We start from the raw sequence: 15609 nt of genomic DNA on the forward strand, positions 1-15609 counted from the left end.
GGCGTCAGCCCTGGCCCAGGCCGTTCCGGATCAGTGCGCCCCGGATCAGGCGCTCCACCGCCGGCTCCAGCTCGCGGACCTCCGCGGCGGGGTCGGCGGCGTTGGCGGCCCTGAGCGCCGCGGCGTTCAAGGCGCCCGAGATGAGGGTGAAGAGCCCCTTCTGCAGCGCCGGGTCGTCGATGCCGGCCTCCTCGCAGGCGGCGTCCACGCCATGCTCCAGCGCGGCCAGGGTGTGCCGGCTGTCGATCTCCCACCAGAGCTTCCAGCCCAGGACGGCCAGGCCGTCGACCAGGTAGATCCGGGTGATCGACGGGTCCACGCACTCGCGCAGGAACACCAGGCATCCCGAGATCAGCCCGCCCACGTAGGACGTGCCGGCCGCACCTTCCATGATCCGGCGTTCGATGGTGGCGCAGGTCTCGGTGAAGACGGCTTCGAACAGGGCCTGCTTGTCGTCGAAGTGGTGGTAGAGCGCGCCGCGGGTCACGCCGGTGGCGTCCAGCACCGCCTGCGTCGAAACCCCCGCATAGCCGTCACGCGCGAACAGGCGCGCCGCCTCCTCGATAAGCCGGGCGCGGGTGCGCAGGCCCTGGTCCACCCGCTTGTGCGCGCGTTCGCCAGCCTGCGGCTCTGACCTGGAGGACGGAGGGCGGGACGGGGACATGACGGCCTCGACGGTAAGCGACTGAGGGCCCCACACTCACATACCGGTTGTCGGTTTGCAACCATCCGTCAGATGCCGGGGTCGAACGCGCCCTCCAGCCAGGCGAAGATCTCCTCGGCCGCCGCCTCGGGCGAGACCCGGGTCGTGTCGATCCGGATTTCCGGATTCTCCGGGGCTTCGTAGGGGCTGTCGATGCCGGTGAAGTTCTTGAGCTGTCCGGCGCGGGCCTTGGCGTAGAGGCCCTTCACGTCGCGCTTTTCGGCCTCGGCCAGCGGCGTGTCCACGAACACCTCGACGAATTCGCGCTCGCCCATCAGCTCGCGGGCCATGCGCCGCTCGGCCCGGAAGGGCGAGATGAAGCTGACCAGCACGATCAGGCCGGCGTCGACCATCAGCTTGGCCACCTCGGCCACGCGGCGGATGTTCTCGACCCGGTCCTCCTCGGTGAACCCGAGATCCTTGTTGAGGCCGTGGCGGACGTTGTCGCCGTCCAGCAGGTAGGTGTGGCGGCCCTCGGCGTGCAGGCGCTTCTCGACGAGATTGGCGATGGTCGACTTGCCGGCGCCGGACAGGCCGGTGAACCAGACGACCCGCGCCTTCTGGCCCTTGAGCGCTGAACGGGCGGCCTTGTCGACGTCCATCGCCTGCCAGTGGATGTTCTGGCTGCGGCGGAGCGCGAAGTGCAGCAGGCCCGCGCCGACCGTACGGTTGCTCATCCGGTCGATCAGGATGAAGCCGCCCAGGTCCTTGTTCTCGGCGTAGGGATCGAACGCGATGGGAGCGGAAAGGGCGAGGTTGCACACGCCGATCTCGTTGAGCTCAAGGCGCGTGGCGGCGAGCTTCTCCAGCGTGTTGACGTTGACCTTGTGCTTGGGCTCGGTGACCTGGGCCGAGACCGTGCGTGTCCCGAGCTTCATCAGATAGGGCCGGCCCGGCAGCAGAGGCTCGTCGTCGAACCAGACCAGCGTCGCCTCGAACTGGTCGGCCACCGCCGGGGGGGAGGCCGCCGCCGACAGCACGTCGCCGCGGCTGATGTCGATCTCGTCCTTGAGCGTCAGCGTCACCGACTGGCCCGCCACCGCCTGGGACAGGTCGCCGCGCAGGGTGACGATGCGGTCGACCGTGCTCTCGCGGCCGGAGGGCAGGGCCTTCACCGTGTCGCCCGGCTTCACCACGCCCGAGGCGATCATCCCCGAGAAGCCCCGGAAGTCGAGGTTCGGCCGGTTGACCCACTGGACCGGCATGCGGAACGGCTTGTCCTGCAGGTCGTCCTCGACCGGCGCGTCCTCCAGCCAGCGTATCAGCGGCGGGCCGGCGTACCAGGGCGCGTTGGGCGAGAGCTCGGTGATGTTGTCGCCCTTCAGGGCCGACATGGGGATGGCGGTGAACGTCTTGATGCCGATCTGGTCGGCGAAGTCGCGGTACTCGCCGACGATGGCCTCGAAGACCTCCTGGCTCCAGTCCACGAGGTCCATCTTGTTGATGGCCAGCGCCACGTGGCGGATGCCCAGCAGGCTGACCAGGTAGCTGTGCCGCCGGGTCTGGGTCAGCACGCCCTTGCGCGCGTCGATCAGGATGACCGCCGCGTCCGCCGTGGAGGCGCCGGTGACCATGTTGCGCGTGTACTGCTCGTGGCCGGGGGTGTCGGCGACGATGAACTTGCGCTTCTCGGTCGAGAAGAACCGGTAGGCGACGTCGATGGTGATGCCCTGCTCGCGCTCTGCGGCCAGGCCGTCGACCAGGAGGGCGAAGTCGATATCGCCGCCTTGGGTGCCGACCTTCCGGGAGTCGGCTTCGAGGGCCGCGAGCTGGTCCTCGAAGATCATCTTGGAATCGTAGAGCAGCCGGCCGATCAGGGTCGACTTGCCGTCGTCCACCGAGCCGCAGGTGATGAAGCGCAGCAGGCCCTTCACCTCGTGCTGCTTCAGGTAGGCCTCGATGTCCTCGGCGATGAGGGCGGACTGGTGGGCCATCAGAAATAGCCCTCCTGCTTCTTCTTCTCCATCGAGGCGGCCTGGTCGTGGTCGATGACCCGGCCCTGGCGCTCGCTCGTGGTGGTGAGCAGCATCTCCTGGATGATCTCGGGCAGGGTGGCCGCGGTGCTCTCCACGGCGCCGGTGAGCGGATAGCAGCCCAGGGTGCGGAACCGCACCGACTTCATCGCCGGCGTCTCGCCGGGCTTCAGTGGGAAGCGGTCGTCATCGACCATGATGAGCGTCCCGTCACGCTCCACCACCGGCCGTTCGGCGGCGAAGTAGAGCGGCACGATCGGGATGTTCTCCAGGTAGATGTACTGCCAGATGTCGAGCTCGGTCCAATTCGAGATCGGGAACACCCGCACGCTTTCGCCGGGGTTCTTGCGGGCGTTGTAGAGCTTCCACAGCTCGGGCCGCTGGTTCTTGGGGTCCCAGCGGTGGCCCGCCGAGCGGAACGAGAAGATGCGCTCCTTGGCGCGGGACTTCTCCTCGTCGCGCCGCGCCCCGCCGAAGGCGGCGTCGAAGCCGTACTTGTCGAGCGCCTGCTTCAGCCCCTCGGTCTTCCAGACGTCGGTGTGCACCGCGCTGCCATGGGTGAACGGGTTGATGTTCTGGGCGATGGCGTCGGGGTTCTTGTGGACCAGCAGCTCGAAGCCGAGTTCGCGGGCCATCCGCTCGCGCATCTCGTACATCGCCCGGAACTTCCAGGTCGTGTCGACGTGCAGCAGCGGGAAGGGCAGCTTGGACGGATGGAAGGCCTTGGCCGCCAGATGAAGCATGACCGCCGAGTCCTTGCCGATGGAATAGAGCATCACCGGCCGCTCGCACTCGGCCACCACCTCGCGCATGATGTGGATGCTCTCGGCCTCGAGCCGCTGCAGGTGGGTGAGCGTCTGTCGGGACAAGGCGCTTTCGGAGCTCGTTGAACGGGCGAGGACGCGGGCGTCCATGTGCGGACCTTACAGCAAAGATTGAAGAATCCCGCTCGCTTGCGCGACCGGGCCGGCCCTGGCTGGCGAGTTAGCCGCCGCTCCCGCCCGGCGCAAGGCGACGCCGGCCCAGGAATTCTCCATGCGGCGCCAGATGCGTTGGGCGGCGGCGGGCCGCCCCTTGGCCCCGGGCCGGGGCCGTGCCACAACTCGCGACGGAAACGCATACCCGTTTTTCGAGCCGGAAGACCGGCCGTCGGGTGAGAAGGGGGGGAAGTCGGATGAGCGTCGACGCCGTGCAGGCGCCCAAGGTCTCGGGCAGCTACCGCTATCTCGTCGTCTGGCTGCTGGCGGTGGTCTACACGCTGAACTTCCTCGACCGGCAGATCGTCTCGATCCTGGCCGAGCCTATCCGCAAGGACCTGCAGCTCGACGACACCCAGCTCGGCATGTTGAGCGGGATCGTCTTCGCGATCTTCTACACGGGCTTCGGCATTCCGGTGGGCTGGCTGGCCGACCGCGCCCGCCGGGTCTGGATCATCTCGGGCGCGTGTGCGCTGTGGAGCCTGTTCACCGCGCTCTGCGGCACGGCGACCAGCTTCGTGCAACTCGCGCTCTATCGCATGGGCGTCGGCATCGGCGAGGCGGGCGGCTCCCCGCCGAGCTATTCGCTGATCTCCGACTACTTCAAGCCCGAGGAACGGGGCACTGCGCTGGCCATATACTCCCTCGGCGTGCCGGCGGGCTCGATGTTCGGCTCGGCGCTCGGCGGCTGGATCGCGGCCGAGCATGGCTGGCGGACGGCCTTCTACGTCATGGGCGTGCCGGGGATCATCCTGGCGCTCACCCTGCTGCTGGTCGTCAAGGAGCCGAAGCGCGGGGGCCTGGACAAGATCGCGGACGGCAAGGACGCTCACGATGCTGCGCCGCCGATCTGGACGGCGATCGGCGGCTTCTTCTCCAACCGCACGCTCTTGCTGACCGCCCTGGCCGCCGGCCTCTCGGCCTTCGTGGGCTATGCGGCGCTCACCTGGAACCCGCCATTCCTGATGCGGGTGAAGGGCATGAGCCTGACGCAGGTGGCCGCCTACTACAGCCTGGTGCTCGGCATCACCGGCATGATCGGGACGTTCTCGGCCGGCTGGATCGCCGACAAGCTCGGGACCAGGGACCGCCGGTGGTTCGCCTGGATCCCGGCGATCGCCTTCCTGATCACCATCCCGTTCTGGTTCGGCATCGTCTATGCGCCGAACTGGCAGGTCGCGCTGATCTGCATCGCGGTCCCGGCGCTGCTGAACAACTGCTATCTCGCGCCGGCGCTCGCCGTCGTCCAGAACGCCGTGCCGCCGAACCGGCGGACGATCTCGGGCGCGGTGCTGCTGTTCGTGCTGAACCTGATCGGCCTCGGCGCGGGCCCGGTGTACGTCGGCCGCATCTCCGACATGGCCAAGGCGGATTACGGCGACAATTCGCTCTCGATCGCCTTCCTGGCCCTGGTGCCGGTAATCGGGATCACGATCCTCGCCCACCTGGCCTCGGCCTGGTCGATCGCCCGCGACAAGCGCCTGGCGGCGGCCATCGGTTGAGGGGAGCGGCAAGTCGTCGCCGCCCGTGGACAGTCCATCGAAACCCGCGCCCGCCGCGGTCAATCCGCCGAGGGTCGTGACCCGGTGCGAGCGGCCGTCCCCGCCCAAGGGCTGACCGGCGTCCGTTCTGACGTCCGAAAACCGCTGCTCCATATCGATTGATGTCCGAAAACCGCGAGACTTCCGCAGGCTCCACGCGCATCGTGACGAACATGGATATGGATTTCGAAGCCTGTCGCCGCGCCTTCCAGACCCGCGATCCGCGGTTCGACGGGCGCATCTTCGGCGCCGTGAAGACGACGGGCATCTACTGCCGGCCGATCTGCCCCGCGCGCACGCCGAAGGCCGAGAACATGACGTTCTATCCCTCGGCCGCCGCGGCCCAGGAGGCGGGCTACCGTCCCTGCCTGCGCTGCCGGCCCGAGGCGTCCCCCGACCTCGGGGCCTGGCGCGGAACGTCCAACACCGTCTCCCGCGCACTCGCGCTGATCGAGACCGGGGCGCTGGACGGAGGCGACGTGGACGCGCTGGCCTCGCGCCTCGGCGTCGGCGAGCGGCAGCTCCGCCGCCTGTTCCGCCAGCACCTTGGCGCCTCGCCGATCTCGGTCGCCCAGACGCGGCGCGTGCTGCTCGCCAAGCAGCTCATCCAGGAAACCCGCCTCCCGATGGGCGAGGTGGCCCTGGCCTCGGGCTTCGGCAGCGTCCGGCGGTTCAACGAAAGCTTCCAGCAGCTTTTCGGGCGCCCGCCGGGCGAGCTGCGCCGTTCGCGCCAGGCCGACACGCCGGCCGCCGACGGGATCGTCGTGCGCCTGCCCTACCGCCCGCCCTACGACTGGGAGGCGATCATCGCCTTCCTGGCCGCACGGGCGATCCCCGGCGTGGAGCGGGTCGAGCCCCGCCGCTACGCCCGAACGCTCGAGGTGGACGGCGCCCGCGGGGTCGTCATCGTCACGCCCCGCAAGGGCGACGACGCCCTGACCGCCGAAATCCGCTTCCCGAAGCTGACTGCCCTGCCGGCGGTGATCGCCCGTGTGCGACGGGTGTTCGACCTGACGGCCGACCCTTGCCTGATCGGCGACCACCTCAGCCAGGATCCGGCATTGGCGCCCCTCGTCGCGGCGCGGCCGGGGCTCAGGGCGCCGGGCGCCTGGGACGGCTTCGAGCTGGCGGTCCGCGCGATCCTCGGCCAGCAGATCACCGTCCCGGCCGCGCGCGTGCTGGCCGGCAAGCTGACCGAAGCCTACGGGGAGCCGATCGACGATCCGGCTGCGGCCGACCTGGGCCTCACCCGCCTGTTCCCGAGGCCCGAGCGCCTGGTGGGCGAGGACATCGCGGCGCTGGGCATGCCCAAGGCCCGCGGCGCGGCGCTGGAGGCGCTGGCGCGCACCGTGGCGGCCGATCCCGCCATCTTCACCCCGCGCGCCGACCTGGAGAGCGCCATCGGCGCGCTGAAGGCCCTGCCGGGCGTCGGCGAGTGGACGGCCCAGTACATCGCGCTGCGCGAACTCCGCGAGCCCGACGCCTTCCCGGGCGCGGACATCGCCCTGCTGAGGGTCATGGCCGACGAGGACGGGCGCCGCCCCACGGCCGACGAACTTCTCGCCCGCAGCGAACGGTGGCGCCCCTGGCGCGCCTACGCCGCCCAACATCTCTGGGCCCACGACGCGGCCCAGCCCGACCTCAAGAGGACCGAGTCCGATGACCTCCGCGCTGCCTGAGACCCTGACCCTCGACCGCATGCCGACGCCCATCGGCGTGGCCCTGGTCGTCACCGACGAGGCTGGCGCGCTCCGGGCCTTCGACTGGGACGACTGCGAGGCCAGGATGCGGTCCTGGATCGACCGCCGCTATCCGACGGCGGTGCGAACCGAGGGGCGCACCCCCCTTCGTCGGACCTTCGACGCCTACTTCGCCGGCGAGCTCGGCGCCCTCGCCGCCGCGCCCTGGCGGGGCGGGGGAACGGCCTTCCAGGAGAAGGTCTGGGCCGCGCTTTGCAAGATCCCCGCGGGCGAGACCTGGAGCTACGCCCGGCTCGCCGAACGGATCGGCCGCCCGACGGCGATGCGCGCCGTGGGCCTGGCCAACGGGTCGAATCCCGTCGCCCTGGTCGTGCCGTGCCATCGGGTGATCGGGTCGAACGGCTCGCTGACCGGCTATGCCGGGGGCCTCGCGCGCAAGCGCTGGCTGCTGGCCCACGAGGGCGCGAACTTCGAGGACCGCCTGGCCGCCTGAGGGAGACCTGAGGCGCGGCGGCCACATTGCGGAACATTACGCAAATTTCACCCGCGCGGCGGATGCGGCGCAGCTTGTGTCATCGTATAACGCCGCTCGGCGGAGTCGCGCTGGAGCCGGGAGAGTCCCCATGGCGACATTGACGGAAGTGGTAGCCGCGGTGGTCGTGCATTCGTCCGCCGCTGCGTTCTCCCATTTTGGCGTGACCCTGGACACGCCCGCCGTCGAGCGTCCCGCCGCCCCGGCCGAGCGGGTGGTCGCCCGTTCGCCCCGCAGGGCCCAGAAGGTCTCGGACAAGGCCACGGCGGACTGCCCCGACGCGCGCCGCCTGGTCGTCAGGGCCTAACCTCCCTTTTCCACGCGACAATCCGACGTGAGCCGCGCCGAATCGTCGGCGCCTGTTTGCGTCCGCACGCCGGGCGGGTAATCCTTCAAACCTGAGGCCCAGGCGGGGGTGGGGGCGATCCGTGACGACCGCTCCCACGCCGTCCCGGCGAAGCGGGAAGGAATCGGCCGCGCATGAAGTTCTCCAAGCGGCGACAACCGACGGATTTCGGAACCGAGGGGCGGCTGGCGACCAGTCCGCTGTCCGAGATGTCGCCTTCGCCCGAGCCGGCGCCGGCCGAGGCCCGGCTGCTGCCGCCGCTCGATCCGCCGCCGGCCGGCGCGGCCGTGACCAACCCCGACGCTCAGCCCCCGGCCACCCGGCCGGAATTCCAGCCCGAGCCTTCCTATGCCGTCGGCGCGACGCTGGAGGAGCTGGAGGCGCCCGCCGGCTGGCCCATCTGGGTGGCCGCCCTGGCCGTCTCGGTGCTCTGGGGGCTCGCGCCCCTCGCCTTCGCGATCGGCTACCGCAACGACGTGGCCCCGCTGCAGAACGACGCCTTCGCGCTCGCCGTCTTCGCCCTCCTGGCCATCGGGCCGGCGGCCTTCGTCTGGGGCGCGGCGTTCATGATCCGGCAGGGCCAGAAGCTGGCCTTCGAGGCGCGCCGGGCCAAGGCCATGGCCGAGGACATGCTCTCGCCCGCCGTGGTGGCCGCCGCGCGCGCCGGACACGTGGCCCAGGCCGTCCGCGACGAGATCGCCCGGGCCGGCGCCGCCGCCGAGGACGCCCGCGAGACCCTTCTGGCGCTGCGCGAGGCGCTGGCCATGGAGACCGAGAAGCTCGCCGACGCCACCTCGCAGTCCGTCCGCACCGCCGAAACCCTGGCAGGAACCCTTGGCCGGGAACGCGCCGAGATGGGCGAACTTGCCCAGACCCTCGACGCGCAGGCCACCAAGGTCGCCGACGCCATCGTCCAGCAGGCCAAGATGGTGGCCGAGGCCGCCGACCTGGCCGAGACCCAGATCCGCGAGGCCGAAACGGCGCTGTCGGCTCGCGCCGCCGACCTCGCCGCCGCCGCCGGCGAGGCCAGCGACGCCGCGCGCACCGCCGGCGAGGACCTCACCCGCCACATCGCCCGCCTGGAGACCGCCGGCGTCGGCGTCGCCGAGCAGGCCAAGGCCGCCGAGCGGGGGCTGTCGGAGCAACGTACGGCGCTGATCACGCTCGCCGCCGCCCTGCGGTCCGACCACGAGACCTTCTCGTCCGAGGCCGAGGCGCATGCCGCGCGCCTGTCCGAGTTCATCACCCAGGCCCGCCTCTCCGCCGCCGAGATGAGCGACCGGGCGACGAAAGGCGGGGAGGCGTTGCGCCAGCTCATGGCCGATGCGGCCCTGCAATTCCGCGACCTTGCCGAGACCGCCAAGGCCGAGCGCGAGGAGTTCGGCCAGTCGACACTGCACGCCCTGGACGCCGTTTCGTCCGCCGCCGCCGAGCAGCGCCAGCAGTTGGAAGCCCAGACCCGGGCGGCCATCGACGCCCTGGCCGCCGCCGCCGAGGAGACCCGCGAGGCCGCCGCCCGCCACGCCGCCACGGCGCGGGAGCAGGTGGACCAGCTCTCGGAAGCCGCCTTCTCGGCCGGCCAGAAGGCCAATCAGGTCTTCGAGGCCCGGCTGGAGGAGGCCCGCGCGCTCGTCGAGCAGTCGTCCAAGATGGTCGAGGAGGCCGGCGCCGCCACGGCCCGCAAGCTGGAGGAGGGCGCCGCCTCCGCCCGCGCCGCCCTGCACGAGCTGGCGGCCATGATGGCCGAGCTGGAGCAGCGCGCCGCCCGCCTGCCCGCCGCCGCCCGCAGCCAGGCCGAGCAGGTCAAGGCCGCCGTCGCCCACGGCATGGACGAGCTCATGGAGCACGCCCGCCGCACGGCCGAGGAGGCCCAGGCCATCGACGCCGCCTTCCAGGAGCGGGTGCGCCGCAACTTCGACATGCTGTCCGAGGCCGTGCGGCTGATGGGCGCGGTGGCCTCGGCGCCCGCGCCCCTGCCCGCCGTGACCGGGGCCCCGCGCCGCGCCAGGCCTGTCCCGCCGCCGCCCCTCGATCCGGTGGAGGAGGCGCTCGAGCTGGAGGAGCTGGCCGCCGAGGCCGCACCGCTCGCCGAACCCGAAGCGCCGGCCGATCTTGGCCTGCGTGGGCGGCTGAAGCTGACCCCCACGGCCACCGACAAGGAATTCTCGGCCGTCTTCGCCGCCGCGACCGGCCGTTCGCCCGAGCCCGCACCCGAGGATGAGGAGGCCGAGCCCTCGCCGGAGGGCGACACCTGGACGTGGAAGGACCTGCTGGCCTCGCTGGACGGGTCCGACGGCGAGGGCGAGCGCCTGGAGGAGGCCCTGTCGGCCGAGCTGCGCCGCATGGGGGTGGAGCCCGCCAAGCTGCTGCCCAAGGGCCGGATCGACGAGATCGCCGCGACCGTCCAGACGGGCGACATCGAGGGCGCGCGCCAGGTGGTCAAGAAGCTCGCCCCGGCGGCCACCCGCCGGATCGCCCGGCGGCTGTTCACCGACGAGCAGGTGAAGCGCCAGACCGAAGTCTATCTGCGGCGCTACAAGACCCTGATCGACGACGCCGTGGTTCGCGATCCCCAGGGCTTCATCATGGCCGAGATGCTGGGCGGAGAGCCCGGGCGACTCTACCTGCTGCTGGACGCCGCGGCGGGCGGGATGCTCTGACCGAGCCCATCGGGCGGAACCCATCCGGCGACCCGCCGCCTTGGGCGGGCATGGAGCACCGTGACCGCGCGCACAGGGCTGGCGTCGCGCCGCACGCATCCGCCTCCTGTCGGACCGGATGATCGGGGTCGGCCCGGCCCGTCGATCCGGCGCCGGGCCACGGATAAAGGGCCGCTTTTCGGCGACCGGTCCTTGTCCCGGCGCAGCGGGTGTGCTTTCCGCCTATGTTCCTCTCAGAGAGACGGAGACCATGGCAGACACCCTTCTCATCACCCGCCAGCCTCACGCGTCACCCACGCCGCCGCACGCGCGCGCGGCGCTGCTCGAGGATCCGGGTTTCGGGAAGGTATTCACCGACCACATGGTGACGGTGCGCTGGACGGCCGACAAAGGCTGGCACGAGGCGCAGGTGCGCGCCCGCGAGCCGTTCCAGCTCGATCCGGCCGCGGCGGTGCTGCACTACGCCCAGGAAATCTTCGAGGGTCTCAAGGCCTACCGCACCCGCGGCAACGACGTGGTGCTGTTCCGGCCGCTGGAGAACGCGCGCCGGTTCATCGATTCCGCCCGCCGCATGGCCATGCCCGAGCTGCCGGAGGAGGTGTTCCTGGGCGCCATCGAGGCCCTGGTCCGCGTGGACGCCGACTGGATTCCCACGGGCGACGGCAGCCTCTACCTGCGGCCCTTCATGATCGCCACCGAGGCCTTTCTGGGCGTGCGGCCGGCGCAGGAGTACGTCTTCTGCGTCATCGCCTGCCCGGTGGGGACCTACTTCAAGGGCGGGGCGAAGCCCGTGACGGTGTGGGTGTCGGCCGACTACACCCGCGCCGCGCCCGGCGGCACGGGCGCGGCCAAGTGCGGCGGCAACTACGCCGCCAGCCTGGTGGCCCAGGCCGAGGCGATCCAGAACGGCTGCGACCAGGTGGTCTTCCTGGACGCCGCCGAGCATCGCTACGTCGAGGAACTCGGCGGGATGAACGTGTTCTTCGTCTTCGAGGACGGGACCCTCGTGACCCCGCCGCTGGGGGGCACCATCCTGCCGGGCATCACGCGGGACTCCATCCTGACGCTGGCCCAGGAGGCCGGGCTGACGGTGGAGGAGCGGCGCTACTCCTTCGAGGAGTGGCAGGCGGACGCCAGGAGCGGCCGCATGCGCGAGGCCTTCGCCTGCGGCACCGCCGCGGTGCTGGCCGCCATCGGGGAGATCCGCCACAACGGGGGCGCCTTCAAGATCGGGGGCGGCCACGAGGGGCCGATGACCACCAAGCTGCGCGACCAGCTCACGGGCATCCAGCGTTGCACGGGCCCCGACACCCACGGCTGGGTCCACAGGATCGACATGGAGGGCTGAGCGGCCCTCCATGCCGGAAAAGTGCGGCTGGCCTAGAGCACGATGGGGTCAGATGGAATCATCTGACCGCTGAATCGTGCTCTAGATTCAAAAGTGTAGGGCGCGTTCTGGCGGCGAAACCGCTCACACTTTCGCCTAACGCGCTCTAGCCCGCCTTCGCCTGTGCGATGTAGGCGTCCACCCGGGTTTCGAGCACGTCCAGCGGGATGGCGCCCGCCGCCAGCACGGCCTCGTGGAAGGCGCGGATGTCGAACTTCGGCCCCAGCGCCGTCTCGGCCTTGCGGCGTAGCTCCGAGATCTTCAGTTGGCCGACCTTGTAGCTCGTCGCCTGGCCCGGCGTCGTGAAGTAGCGGTCGATCTCGCTCTGGATGTCGCGCTCGGAGTTGAGCGTGTTGTCCCGCATGTACTGGACCGCCTGGTCCCGCGACCAGTGCTTGGCGTGGATGCCGGTGTCGAGCACCAGGCGCGCCGCGCGCCAGATCTCAAGCGAGAGCCGGCCGAAGTCGGCGTAGGGGTCCTGGTAGAAGCCCGCTTCCTTGCCGAGCTTCTCGGCGTAGAGACCCCAGCCCTCCTGGTAGGCGCCCTGGTAGGCGTAGCGGCGGAACATCGGCAGGTCGGCCTGTTCGAGCGCGCGGGCGATCTGGAAGTGATGGCCGGGCGTGCCCTCGTGGTAGGCGATGGCCTCGAGCTGCGGCTTGAACACCTGGGTCATGTCGGACAGGTTCACGTAGAAGATGCCCGGCCGAGAGCCGTCCGGCGTGCCCACGTTGTAGAACGCCACCGAGGCCGTCTTCTCGCGGAAGGGCTCCACCGCGCGGACCTCGATCGCCCCCTTCGGCAGGACCGAGAACTGCCGGTTCGCGGCGGTCGCCATGTAGGTCCCGATGATCGCCTTAGCGTCGGCCAGGTACTGCTGCTTGCCGGCGTCGGTGTTCGGATAGCGGAACTTCGCGTCGGTCTTCAGGTAGGCGAAGAACTCGGCGAGCGAGCCCTTGAAGCCGACCTTCTGCTTGATCTGCTCCATCTCGCCGCGGATGCGGGCGACTTCCGAGAGGCCGGTCTGGTGGATCTGGTCCGGGGTAAGCGGCGTGGTGGTGTAGTAGCGGACCATGTCGGCGTAGAAGGCGTCGCCGTCGGGCAGGGCCCAGACGCCGTTCACCGCGGTGGCCTTGGCCTGCATGCGCTGGAGCGAGGCGATGTAGGCCTTGTAGCCGTTGGCCCAACCGGTCTTCAGCGCCGCCTCGCCGTCCGTCAGCAGGCGGGTCTTGGTCGCCTCGTCGGTCTTCAGCGCGGCGACCTTCTTCTTGAAGTCGGCCCAGACGGCGTGGTCGGCGCCGCCGTCGAACGGCGCGCCCTTGAGCTGGTTCTGGGCGTCCGGGATCACCCGGCCGAAGACGAAGGCGGGCGGCAGGAAGCCCTTGGCCGTGCGCTCGTCGATGTCGGCGGCGACCTCGCCGCCCACGCGCTCCACGGCCCGCAGGCGCGAGACGTAGGCCTCGGCGTCGGCCACGTCGTCGACCCGGTGGACGTTGATCAGCATCACCGGAATCTGATCGAGGGCGCTGCCCGTCGAGGTGACGGCGTAGCTCTGCCAGTACCACTTGTCGAAGACCCGCTGGGTGGCGACGGCCCGTTCGAACAGGTCGTAGGACAGCTTCGAGCTGTCGCTGAGCTTGGCGGGGTCGAAATCGCGCTTCATGCGCGAAAGCTGAGCCTCGGCCACGGCGAGGGTCTTGTCCTGGCCGGCCTTGGTGTAGTCGCCGAGTTCGCCGTAGCGCTCCTTCATGCCGAGCTGGCTCAGCGTCTCGGGGCTGAGGCGGGCGATCTCCAGGAAGGCGTCCTGGAAGAACGCGGCGAGGCGCGCGTCCTCGGTCTGGGTCGCGGCGGGAGGTGTTGGGGCGGGCGCTTGGGCGAAGGCCGGCGCGGCGATCAGGGCGGCGCCGAGCGCCAGGGCGGAACAGGCGGTGCGGAACATCAGGAAACCCCCGGGGAAACGAGTCGTGGCGCCGACTTAAGGCGCGCCGTCCGGAGCCCGAAAGTGAATTCGCGGAAAGGCGCCTCGCACGCCTAGGCCGCGCGGACCTTCGCCTCGATCGCCTCGCGCCAGGCGGCCAGCACCCCCAGCCGACCCAGGTTGGCGAACATCCGCTCCAGGTTCGACCGGTTCTTCTCGGCGATGGCCATGAACTCGGGGCGGCGCAACGTCTCGGCGGGCGCGAACACGCCGCGGCCGGCGCGCGCGCACGCGCCCGCCGCGACCAGCGCCTCGACGCGTCGCCGCACGGTCTGGACCGGCACGCCCACGCGGCGCGCGACCTGCGAGATGCCGACCGGCCGACGTTCGACCTCCTCCCAGCCCACGCCGTTCCCGGCCTCGGTGTTCGACCGCAGGATCTCCAGCCAGACGGTGGCGTTCACCGCATCGCCCAGCTCGCCGATAATCGGCTCCACGAAGCGGAGCAGGTATTCCGACGATATGCGGCCGACGGCGCGCAACGGCGGATCGCCTTCCCAGCGGGGTCCGAAATCGTCGATCTCCGTCAGTTCTCCCATGGCGAGCAGGCGGCCGTAGAGCGCGCTGAGGCGGTCGTAGGCGGAGCGCAGCGCCTTGCGATGCCCCGGGGCCTTCAGGAGAAGCTCGGGCACATAGACGCCCTCGCGCGTGCTCCGGTAGGCGCCGAACAGCGACAGCCGCGCGATCCGGCGGCGAACCGTCTCGAAAGGCAACTGCAGGGATTGGGCGACGGCGTTGATGCTGATCGGGCGGCGCAGTTCGTCGGGCGGCGGCGCGTTGTAGGTGGCGTAGGTCCGCTGCAGGTCGAGGTCGCGCATGAGCATCTCGACGTTCGCCTGGGTGACCGTGACCGAGATCAGCGCGTCCAACAGGTCGAGGGGCTGGCGCGCGTCACGCACCTGGTCGAGCAGGAACCCGGCGGTGACCTGCATGACGTCCTGGGCGTGGGCCATTCCCGAAACGCTCCTCCTCCTCCTCTCGCGCCGCAAGGTAGACCTCAACCGGGCCGCGACGACCAGTGCGGCGAACCGCCGCCGTCGGAGCGCTCCGCACAGGGGGAGAAGCCGGCGCCGGCGGAGCTGGACGGGCTGTGGCCGAGGCGAGGCCCCTGTTCCTCGCCGCCCCCGGTTGCCACGGGATGGAGTTGCACCGGGTGATCGAGACGCCGGGCGAATATGTCCTGCTGGTCCGCTGGGGGACGGTGGAGGATCACACCGTCGGCTTCCACGGCTCGCCGGCCTTCGCCCGCTGGCGCGAGCTGGCCGGCCCGCACTTCGCCCGGCCGCCCGAGGTGATCCACGCCCAGGCGGTCTAGGCGCCTACTGGATCGTCGCGTTGAAGGTGGCCCGAGCGTCCTGGCAGGCGCGCTCGCAGCGACGGCAGGTCTCGGCGCAGATGCGGCAGTGCTCGTGCATGCCGGCGTGCCGTTCGCACTCCTGCGCGCAGATCCGGCAGGCCTCCTCGCAGGACTCCAGCATCGTGGCGATGAGCTGTTCGTTTGAACCCGTGCGGCGGGTGGCGATGACGCCGGTCGTGTAGCAGACGTCGGCGCAGTCGAGGCAGGTGCGCACGCACCGCGTCAGGTCCTTGACCATGGCCTCGCCCAGACAGGCGTCGGCGCAGGACGAGCAGGCCTGGGCGCAGTCGTAGCAGAGCTCTATGCAGCGGATCAGCGCGTCGTTCGCGCCGCCGCGGACGTGCGGGTGCGCGGAAATCATCTGCTGCGCAGGCATGGCAGGACTCCTTTCGGGGTTGGGGGACGCCGTCCCAACCCCAGGAAGCCGCCGGAGTTCCAGGGTCGCTTGAGGGTTTTCC

At 70.6% G+C, this 15609-nt stretch carries 13 protein-coding genes; 7 read left to right on the forward strand and 6 right to left on the reverse strand.

Annotated elements, in window-relative coordinates; translation table 11 throughout:
- Positions 1-4 precede the first annotated feature (4 nt).
- The 3 genes from ACK4TT_RS04525 to cysD all read right to left on the reverse strand — a co-directional run bounded on the left by ACK4TT_RS04525 (position 5) and on the right by cysD (position 3590).
- Positions 5-664 carry a TetR/AcrR family transcriptional regulator gene (locus ACK4TT_RS04525; RefSeq protein WP_410212517.1) on the reverse strand — a complete coding sequence of 220 codons (660 nt, stop codon included), beginning with the start codon at positions 662-664 and terminating at the stop codon, positions 5-7.
- A 68-nt stretch (positions 665-732) separates the two neighbouring features.
- Positions 733-2637: a sulfate adenylyltransferase subunit CysN gene (gene cysN, locus ACK4TT_RS04530; protein ID WP_409642555.1), complete on the reverse strand. Its 1905-nt coding sequence runs from the start codon at positions 2635-2637 to the stop codon at positions 733-735.
- Positions 2637-3590 (reverse strand): sulfate adenylyltransferase subunit CysD, encoded by a 954-nt coding sequence (gene cysD / locus ACK4TT_RS04535; RefSeq protein ID WP_409642557.1) that lies wholly within the window; start codon positions 3588-3590, stop codon positions 2637-2639. Before cysD ends, cysN begins: the two co-directional genes overlap by 1 nt.
- Before the next feature lie 260 nt (positions 3591-3850).
- Between cysD and ACK4TT_RS04540 the strand changes: the two genes are divergently transcribed.
- The 6 genes from ACK4TT_RS04540 to ACK4TT_RS04565 all read left to right on the forward strand — a co-directional run bounded on the left by ACK4TT_RS04540 (position 3851) and on the right by ACK4TT_RS04565 (position 11780).
- Positions 3851-5155, forward strand: coding sequence for a spinster family MFS transporter (locus tag ACK4TT_RS04540; protein WP_410212518.1), 1305 nt, complete (start codon positions 3851-3853; stop codon positions 5153-5155).
- 218 nt (positions 5156-5373) lie between these two features.
- Positions 5374-6873, forward strand: coding sequence for an AlkA N-terminal domain-containing protein (locus tag ACK4TT_RS04545; RefSeq protein WP_410212519.1), 1500 nt, complete (start codon positions 5374-5376; stop codon positions 6871-6873).
- Positions 6854-7387, forward strand: coding sequence for a methylated-DNA--[protein]-cysteine S-methyltransferase (locus ACK4TT_RS04550; protein ID WP_409642563.1), 534 nt, complete (start codon positions 6854-6856; stop codon positions 7385-7387). The genes ACK4TT_RS04545 and ACK4TT_RS04550 overlap by 20 nt, the downstream gene beginning before the upstream one ends.
- A 130-nt stretch (positions 7388-7517) precedes the next feature.
- Entirely contained in the window at positions 7518-7733 is a 216-nt protein-coding gene (locus ACK4TT_RS04555; RefSeq protein WP_410212520.1) for a hypothetical protein, read from the forward strand.
- A gap of 173 nt (positions 7734-7906) precedes the next feature.
- The gene (locus ACK4TT_RS04560; RefSeq protein WP_410212521.1) at positions 7907-10432 is read left to right on the forward strand and encodes a polar localization protein TipN; all 2526 of its coding nucleotides are present in this window, start codon (positions 7907-7909) and stop codon (positions 10430-10432) included.
- Between the two features lie 250 nt (positions 10433-10682).
- Complete coding sequence (locus tag ACK4TT_RS04565; protein WP_410212522.1) at positions 10683-11780, forward strand: branched-chain amino acid aminotransferase; 1098 nt, start codon at positions 10683-10685, stop codon at positions 11778-11780.
- 145 nt (positions 11781-11925) lie between these two features.
- Here the strand turns inward: ACK4TT_RS04565 and ACK4TT_RS04570 are convergent, their stop codons facing one another.
- Both ACK4TT_RS04570 and ACK4TT_RS04575 read right to left on the reverse strand, forming a co-directional pair.
- A complete protein-coding gene (locus ACK4TT_RS04570) occupies positions 11926-13755 on the reverse strand; it encodes a DUF885 domain-containing protein (RefSeq protein WP_410212523.1) in 1830 nt (609 codons plus the stop codon).
- A 92-nt stretch (positions 13756-13847) separates the two neighbouring features.
- Positions 13848-14747: a hypothetical protein gene (locus tag ACK4TT_RS04575; protein ID WP_410212524.1), complete on the reverse strand. Its 900-nt coding sequence runs from the start codon at positions 14745-14747 to the stop codon at positions 13848-13850.
- A gap of 137 nt (positions 14748-14884) precedes the next feature.
- On the opposite strand from ACK4TT_RS04575, the gene ACK4TT_RS04580 reads away from it, so the two are divergent.
- Positions 14885-15109, forward strand: a complete 225-nt coding sequence (locus ACK4TT_RS04580; RefSeq protein ID WP_409638921.1) for an antibiotic biosynthesis monooxygenase family protein — start codon at positions 14885-14887, stop codon at positions 15107-15109.
- A gap of 4 nt (positions 15110-15113) precedes the next feature.
- Here the strand turns inward: ACK4TT_RS04580 and ACK4TT_RS04585 are convergent, their stop codons facing one another.
- Complete coding sequence (locus ACK4TT_RS04585) at positions 15114-15527, reverse strand: four-helix bundle copper-binding protein (RefSeq protein ID WP_409638918.1); 414 nt, start codon at positions 15525-15527, stop codon at positions 15114-15116.
- Positions 15528-15609: the final 82 nt, after the last annotated feature.

The sequence above is a fragment of the Phenylobacterium sp. genome (assembly GCF_046463815.1).
Taxonomy (GTDB): Bacteria; Pseudomonadota; Alphaproteobacteria; order Caulobacterales; family Caulobacteraceae; genus Phenylobacterium.